Below are 3,596 nucleotides of genomic sequence, written 5' to 3' on the forward strand. Positions count from 1 at the left end.
GCTTTAATTTTAGCTCCCTCTCTAAGCCTGACTCAAGCTCTGATTCTGATACCAGCCTTAATTCTAGCTCCTTCTCTAAGCCTGACTCAAGCTCTGATTCTGATACCAGCTTTAATTTTAGCTCTGATTCTAGGTTTAAAAATTCTTATCTTAGTAACTCACGTTACGCTCCTAAACAGTTTAAAAATTTTTATTCTAGTAACTCACGTTACACCCCTAAACACTTTCGAGAAGATTCGACAGACTCAGAGGATGAAAAAGAACTACTTTCTGAGTATAAGAGAAAAAATAAGTCCTCTCAATCAAAGTTAAGAACTTCAAAAAATAACAATCCTTCTGAACTATTTACTGAAGCAGAGACCAGTATAAAAACTCGCTCTAGGACGAACTCAAGTGCTAAAAATGAAAAATATCGTACTCAAAATTCTTCCATACAGAGAAAAGATCGCACTTCTTCTAACGCCTATTATAGTCATTACCCTAATAATTCAGAGGAGGGGATACAGAAAAATAAACAATCCAATATTTCCTTGACCTCTAAGGGGAAAAATTTTTCTGATGGATCTGGAGAAGAAAGAAAGGATTCAGTGAGCGTGAAGTCCTCATTAAGAACAAAACCAAGATCACAGGATAACGTCTCTTATCATGGATCTGCTTCCGATTCTAAAACTGAACCGGAAAAAAAGAGCGCTCAATCTCCCACTCTTTCACAGAAAATCTCAGAAGAAAAGGATACAGTTAAGAGCCAAAGCCTAGCGGGCAAAGCCTATGGTTTAGTCAATGCTGTAGAGAACACGTTTTTTTCACCCGTTGCGGCACTTCCACTAGCCTTTGGAAAAGTAGGTCTTGGCATAGCAAAAAAAGCAGTAGAAAAAGCGGCGCGGTATGCAGAACCCTACGTTCCTCAAGCAGTAAAAAATTTTTCCACCAATGTGCAGTCGCGCTACTTTCACGCAGATGGAGCGGTGAAGAAAGATGCAGAACAGTTGTTCAACTCCACCATTGAAATTTTGACGGGTGTCTTTGCCAAAGCATCGACCTATGAACGATTGGCTCAGGACTCTATGGTGTTTCAAGTGCTCACCATGAAAACTGCTTTTGATGTTCTGAAACAGACTACCACAGCGATTATTCCCTTTCTTAAGGTCTTGAAGTATACTTACGAACTGTCGGAACACGCTGCCACAAATTTGATTTCTGATACAGGAAGATCGTTGCTCAAAATATTTTCTAAGGATAAAGTATTTTTGAATTTGTTTGAGGATCCTCAAAAATATCAAGAAATTATCAAAGGATACACCTTTGATCAATACTTTAAGAGAGCGGTGCGTAGTGTAGTGTTGCTGTGTTTGACCTACCATTTGGCCGCAACCTACGGGGGACCGGCCTCGGGAGCTTTTCCGTCAAGTTTTAATGAACTGGTCACGATATTAGGACAATTCTATAACACCATCACCGCCCCTATATCCACCATTATGGCTTCCACAAATAAACCCGCCGCATTGTATGAAGCAGTCTTGTCTGGAAGTCGCGGAACACTAGGGGCTTTTAAAGACGGGTTCCTTGAGTTGGAAACGGCGCTGCATAACGCGGTGGAATCCATGAAAGAAAGTTTTTGGGGAAAAAAAGAGCAAGAAGTATTAGACGATGTAAAAGCGGTAGATAAAACCTCGGTGGAAGCGGTGAAACCCGAAGATATCAATGACGCGAAAAATGATCTCAAGGAGACACAAACTACAAAAGCAGAAAAATCGTCTGAAAAAGAGAGCAACGCTGAAAAGGAGAAAAACACTACGAAAGAGACGCTTCAAGAGGCTCAAGAATCCTTGGAGAAAAATCCTTCTTCTGAGAATGAAACAATGAACCCAAAGCAAAAAGTTCAGGATAAAAAGAGTCAAGAAACTCAAGCAAAACAAGAAAATCTAGACAAAACAAAGGAAGTGCTTAAACAGAACATAGAACAGGTTAAGCAGAAAGCCGAAGAATCTAAAAATAAAATCCAGGATGAACAGAAAAAAGAAAAAGACCGATCAAAAACAGTAGAAAAGAGTAGCCAGGAAATAAAAAATGGAAAAAAAGCTATAGAAGAAAAGGGTAATAATCTGAAGCTTCCAATCATGAATACACAGAACATGACATCAGCAGAAATAATAAAAGGTGTCAGAAATTATACCTCGAAATATTTGCACCAGACAAAGGACGGAGTGAAGTTTTTTGAGTCTATGGAGAAAGCTTTTCCTGGAGTTACTGGGACGCAACTACAGAAAATAATTAAGAACTACTTACAAGAGCAGAGTGAAGTAGCAAAGGCGATCTCAAAAATAGATTTTTTAGAACCTTATAAGTGGAGTTATCCGCCTCTTAACCCTATAAAAGTTTTAGAAGAGAGATTTTCTAGTTCTATTGATCCCCATAACTTAATAAAAGACGGGATTATAAACAACGCTAAAAAAGTTCTGTCTGAGATAGAAACTTATTATACAGATCCCACAAGTCGTCTACCTAGTGCTGCGAACAAACGGAATATTAGGTTTGACTATCTCATAGAATATGCAAACAGTATGATACAAAAAATGAAAGAAAGAGGATATGAAACGGGTGATTTAGTAAGTAAAATGAGAGAAGTGACAAATATGGCCGAGGTAATAAAAAAGAGCTAAGACTATAGCTTATTAACACTATGTGCTAGAGTGAAGATACGCGATACTGATTTCGTAAAAAACTTGAAAAAGATCATAGTACTTTTTCAAGTTAAAAAAATCAAGCGATAGTAAATAGATTAAAGGGTGTTCCTAACCCATGTTATTCTTTTTAAACCAATAATACATTCTGGCTATTAAACTTTTCCTTATTAAATGAAGGAGCGCGTTGGTATTGGTCTGGATGGTATTAAAAAAATCTTCAGTACAATTTTGTTCTTTGTAAAAAAGGTTTATCGTGGATTATCAATATTCAATCGCTTATTTTTCCTAAAAATAATAGCAGAAATTTCATCTTTTGATAACAAATCTTTTAGTGCACTATCATCCTAGCCTTTTTGGCCAAAAAGGCTGAATTATTGCAATTCGTATTTTTCTTCCTGCTCATCAAAGACGTGCATTTTTTATCTGCTTATTGCAATTATACTGGCGTGCTCTAGTACTAGTCCTCTATTCTAGGTTATTCATGATAGCCATATTTTTTTAAGATCGTCAGTATGCTATAAAAATTTTTTATTTTACACCAACTATTGTAGCTCCTTAATAAGTACGTTTCTAAGACCCATATTCTGATGGTGAATGGTGCAAAAGTGCTTCCCGTTAGAATGCCTACTAAACTGTTTTTGTGAGTAAGCCATTACTTGCGGGCTCAAAATTCTCTATAATGTTTCATTAATAAAGACTTTTTCAGTGAATACTCTTGTTTTTCAATAAAATCACAAAATTATATAGTAATCATCGTAGAGCCTACACATAAAAATAAACCAAGGGACATAAGGAAAAAATTGAGATAAATTGTGAATTATGAAAGAAACAGGCAGCACTTACGGTGCAAACCGTGAAGGTCCAGGATCATGACCCAATGAACACCGTACTTTAATCCCTTTAATGGGCACA

At 36.9% G+C, this 3,596-nt stretch carries 1 protein-coding gene; it reads left to right on the forward strand.

Features of this window, described 5'->3' with window-relative positions; translation table 11 throughout:
* A partial coding sequence (locus tag HCUR_RS03505) for a hypothetical protein (RefSeq protein WP_165780717.1) occupies nt 1-2,660 on the forward strand: 2,660 nt, incomplete at its 5' end.
* Nucleotides 2,661-3,596 lie beyond the last annotated feature (936 nt).

This window comes from Holospora curviuscula, assembly GCF_002930195.1.
GTDB lineage: Bacteria > Pseudomonadota > Alphaproteobacteria > Holosporales > Holosporaceae > Holospora > Holospora curviuscula.